This is a genomic window from Streptococcus azizii, assembly GCF_001984715.1.
GTDB lineage: Bacteria > Bacillota > Bacilli > Lactobacillales > Streptococcaceae > Streptococcus > Streptococcus azizii.
Genome location: NZ_MSPR01000036.1, coordinates 1 through 4,994 on the forward strand (window position 1 = coordinate 1; position 4,994 = coordinate 4,994).

The 4,994-nt window shown below is 43.4% G+C and carries 2 protein-coding genes; both read right to left on the reverse strand.

All coding sequences use genetic code 11. The annotated features are described in order from the left end of the window. Nucleotides 1-1,234 precede the first annotated feature (1,234 nt). The gene (locus tag BVE84_RS10175; protein WP_076996878.1) at nt 1,235-1,825 is read right to left on the reverse strand and encodes a hypothetical protein; all 591 of its coding nucleotides are present in this window, start codon (nt 1,823-1,825) and stop codon (nt 1,235-1,237) included. A 482-nt stretch (nt 1,826-2,307) separates the two neighbouring features. After that, complete coding sequence (gene lepA / locus BVE84_RS10180; RefSeq protein ID WP_076996879.1) at nt 2,308-4,131, reverse strand: translation elongation factor 4; 1,824 nt, start codon at nt 4,129-4,131, stop codon at nt 2,308-2,310. Between the last annotated feature and the right edge of the window lie 863 nt (nt 4,132-4,994).

Consider the following 4,994-nt stretch of genomic DNA (forward strand, 5'->3'; position numbering starts at 1 on the left):
GTAGGTAACCAATCCACGAATATCAGAGTGGCCAATGCCCGAAGCTAAGAACTAGGCTCTTTCTAGATACTTTTCATTTTTTATCAGTTCGATTGTTTTTACTTGACAAAGGGCTTTACATATCAGTCATTTAGTTTATACCTAGAGGTAGCCACAGCTGTAATTGACTAAATCTGAAACAGTTGCGTCTCTTTTATTACTTCGATGAGTGAAAAGCTCCAGTGGAGGTTTTCAGCCTACCACCTTTCATTAAAAAAGTGGTCGTTAGAAACTCCGTTTCCCTATTTCCAACCTTGCCCACTTCGCTCTCAAATTTCTAGGCTCAGGCTGAAACAGTTCACCGAACTGTTTCACTCTCCCAGACTAGTGGAGCAAGTACTAAAAGTAAACGAAAAGACTATACAAAATCGCCTTTCTGCCAAACAGAAAGGCGATTTTTCAGCATATTTATGCTCAATAAACATCGACAGTAAACTAAGATACAAAGGGCGTTTGACACGAGTTGCACTCGCTCTATTTCCAACCTTCAACAGTCTATTCCTAGACTGTTGAAGCGAGCAAAGCAAAAATAGGAGTTTTGACGCAGAGGGTAGCTGAGAGTTTGCTCTGGCAAACTCCCATTTCCCGCCTTCAAAGGTATACCATACCTTTGAAGCTAGGAAAAGCTCTCTTTTTTGCACAGCTCGTAGCCCGTGTTCAATTAAGATGTGAGGACGTTAAAAGGTCTAAGTGAAAATAGGAATTCTGACGCAGAGGGTAGCTGAGAGTTTGCTGGGGCAAACTCCTACTTCCCGCCTTCAAAGGTATACTATACCTTTGAAGCTAGGAAGAATTATCTTTTTCACACAGACCTTAGTCCGAACTCAATTCCAAGATACAAAGGGCGTGTAAAAACCGAATGAAAAATAGGAGGTTGCTGCAGTGTCCGATGAACACAAGAAAGCCTATCTTTTTTCCGAGGTTTTAGGCTGAACTCAATTCCACAAGATACAAAGCCTGTAAAAAACTCAAAGCGAAAATAGGAAATCTGACGAGTGAAAAGCTCCAGTGGAGGTTTTCAGCCTGTTCCCTTAAAACAAGAAAGAACAGAGTTTTACCTGTGGTTTCATTGCCTAGTCAGAGGTAGATTTTTAAAGAGTACAAGTTCGGGCTTCTATGGTCACTTTCGTGTTTTTGGGTGACCAGCTGAAACAGTTCACCGAAGCGAGTGGATGGTAGCAAGGCTTGACGAGTATCAATCTTTTTCTTTGCTCCAAGTATGCTCAATATCATCAATCATCTCTGCAAGGACTTCCTTGCTTCCTTCAAATACAATCAGGTAGACCTTGTCTCCTTCCTTAAACAGCCAACTAATCAAATACTGACCTGATTTCATGATAACATTAACCTGAAAGGTCTCATGACCTGAAACAGTCGTTTTTGCTCCCCATATCTCATCGACATTCGTATTGCCTTCCCAGCTGTAGTATATCCGATTCGCAATCATTTCAGCCGTCAGCTCTTCTCCAGCCTCAATATTGGCCTTTTCTCTCGTAAAAGCATTTAAGGTAACGATGTTGTAGCCTGTCCCGTCAGTATATTGAATGTCATCACCGCCTTTTAAGTCCCTAAAGGGAAGCCAGTCTTTTGGAATAGTGATATAGCCATACTCATCTGAACCAATCCGTTGCACGTCTCTTGTATGTTCCTGCTTGTTAAGCTCCTTTGAACTTGTGCTACTAGTAGATGACGAATCCGAGGTGGAGGTGCCACCACTTTTTCCGCATGCAGCAATGGTCGCCACTGCCAATAAAGTAAGCATGGTTGCAACTAATTTCTTTTTCATCCTATTCTCCTTTTCAACTTGGATAACCGTGATACTCTAATAGATAGTAATACGAGATAAATAGCACACAGTGCTGCCCGCACTTGCGTGTTTGTTAACTTGGGGATAAAACAGTCCACTAAAATACTACCTCGCTGTCACATTGACATGCGAGGGATAAAATAGTCCGCTAAAATACTACCTCGCTTTCACATTACATGCGAGGGATAAAACAGTCCACTGGACTGCCCGCGCTTGCGTGTTTGTTGGCTTGGGGATAAAATAGCACACTACTATACTGCCTCGCTGTCACATTGACATGCGAGGGATAAAATAGCACACTGTGCTGCCCGCGCTTGCGTGTTTGTTGGCTTGGGGATAAAACAGTCCGCTACAATACTACCTCGCTGTCACATTGACATGCGAGGGATAAAATAGCACACTACTATACTGCCTCGCTTTCACATTGACATGCGAGGGATAAAACAGTCCGCCGGACTGTTTTATTCCTCATCCATGCTCAATACGCTGAGGAAGGCTTCTTGTGGGACTTCGACGCTTCCGATAGCTTTCATGCGTTTTTTCCCGGCTTTTTGTTTTTCAAGGAGCTTACGCTTGCGGGACACATCTCCTCCATAGCATTTGGCCAAGACATTTTTCCTAAGGGCCTTGATGTCACTTCGTGCAACAATTTTTTGACCAATAGCCGCCTGAATCGGCACCTCAAACTGCTGACGAGGAATAATTTTCTTCAGTTTGTCCACAATGAGCTTACCACGTTCATAAGCAAATTCTTTATGGACAATAAAGCTAAGGGCATCGACCTTGTCGCCATTTAAGAGAATGTCCATTTTCACCAATTTCGATGGACGATACTCGGAGATTTCATAATCGAAGCTAGCATAGCCACGTGTCGAGGATTTTAATTTATCAAAGAAATCAAAGACAATTTCCGCTAGCGGGATTTGGTAGATGACATTGACACGATTGTCATCAATGTAATCCATCGTTACAAAGTCCCCACGCTTGCGCTGCGCTAACTCCATGACTGCTCCAACATACTCCTGCGGTACCATGATTTGCGCTTTTACATAAGGCTCTTCAATATTATCAATCTTAGTTGGGTCTGGAAACTCAGAGGGATTCGATACTTCAACAGTTTCCCCATCTGTCATATTGACATGGTAGACCACCGACGGAGCTGTCATAATCAAGTCGATATTGAACTCCCGCTCAATACGCTCCTGTATAACATCCATATGTAATAAGCCTAAAAAGCCACAGCGGAAACCAAAACCGAGTGCCTGAGAGGTTTCAGGTTCAAATTGCAGGCTCGCATCATTGAGCTGTAACTTTTCAAGCGCCTCTCGGAGATCGTTGTATTTATTGGAGTCAATCGGGTAAATGCCTGCAAAAACCATGGGATTCATCTGCTTGTAGCCTTCAAGCGGTGCATCTGCTGGATTGGTCGCCAGGGTGACTGTATCGCCGACACGAGTATCCGCTACTGTCTTAATGGAGGCAGCAATATAGCCAACATCTCCTGTTGCGAGATAGTCACGCCCCACAGCCTTGGGGGTGAAAATCCCTACTTCCGTCACATCAAAAGTCTTGCCATTGCTCATCATTTGAATAGTGTCTCCTGGTTTAACCACACCATCCATGATTCGTACCTGAAGGATAACTCCCCTGTAGGCATCGTAAACAGAGTCAAAAATCAAGGCTTTCAAAGGAGCGGTCACATCCCCTGCTGGAGCAGGAACTTTCGCAACAATCTGCTCCAAAATTTCCTCAATACCAATACCTGCCTTAGCAGAAGTTGGGACCGCCTCACTCGCATCGAGTCCAATCACATCTTCAATTTCCTGGCGTACCCGTTCTGGATCTGCCGCCGGCAGATCAATCTTATTGATAATCGGCAGGATTTCCAAATCGTTATCCAAGGCTAGATAGACATTGGCCAAGGTTTGGGCTTCAATCCCCTGCGCTGCATCAACAACCAAAATCGCCCCCTCACAGGCAGCAAGAGACCGCGAAACTTCATAGGTAAAGTCGACATGCCCTGGAGTATCAATCAAGTGAAAAATATAGGTTTCGCCATCTTGAGCAGTATAGTTTAGCTCGATGGCATTGAGTTTAATCGTAATCCCACGTTCACGCTCCAAATCCATGCTATCTAGTAATTGAGCCTGCATTTCACGGCTTGAAACTGTCTCGGTCTTTTCTAAAATACGATCTGCCAACGTGGACTTTCCATGGTCAATATGGGCAATAATGGAGAAGTTCCGAATCTTCTCTTGGCGTTTCTTTAAATCTTCTAAGTTCATATCTCATCCTTTAGGGTATAGTCTATTCATTATACCAAAAAGTAGCACGCTTGACCACATCAGACGAGTTATTTTCCACGATATAGGCATGAAAATTAGCCACGGTATCTTGACAGCCCCCTCTTTCTATGATATAGTGGAGGCAATTATATACGGAGGTAAGGAGACATGGACAAATAAGCCTATTTGTTAAAGTTAGGACGTACTCATCAGCAGTCACACTGCGTTCTTTTGCGTACCCAATACTTCACCAGTAGGCTCCTAAATGTCATGTATCTCCTTTTTGTGTGGGCTTTTTTAGTGTGGCAATAGCCATCTCTCCCCATAGACACTCAAACTCTCCTACACCCTTGGAGAGCAGATATAGTCTTTTAGTTTGCTTTTATTACTAGGCAACGTGCTGCAGGTTGCTTCAACAGTCCAATGACTGTTGAAGGTTGGAAATCATACTGACGATAGTCAGTAACAATCGTAGAGTACGGCAAAGTGAGTTCCAATCATCTGGGAGAGTGAAACAGTTCGGTGAACTGTTTCAGCCTGAGCCTAGAAATTTGAGAGCGAAGTGGGCAAGGTTGGAAATAGGGAAACGGAGTTTCTAACGACCACTTTTTTAATGAAAGGTGGTAGGCTGAAAACCTCCACTGGAGCTTTTCACTCATCGAAGTAATAAAAGAGACGCAACTGTTTCAGATTTAGTCAATTACAGCTGTGGCTACCTCTAGGTATAAACTAAATGACTGATATGTAAAGCCCTTTGTCAAGTAAAAACAATCGAACTGATAAAAAATGAAAAGTATCTAGAAAGAGCCTAGTTCTTAGCTTCGGGCATTGGCCACTCTGATATTCGTGGATTGGTTACCTAC

Excerpts from the sequence above, each read along its gene's own strand:
- BVE84_RS10175 (WP_076996878.1), bottom strand. The coding sequence starts at position 1,825 with ATGAAAAAGAAATTAGTTGCAACCATGCTTACTTTATTGGCAGTGGCG.
- lepA (WP_076996879.1), bottom strand. The coding sequence starts at position 4,131 with ATGAACTTAGAAGATTTAAAGAAACGCCAAGAGAAGATTCGGAACTTC.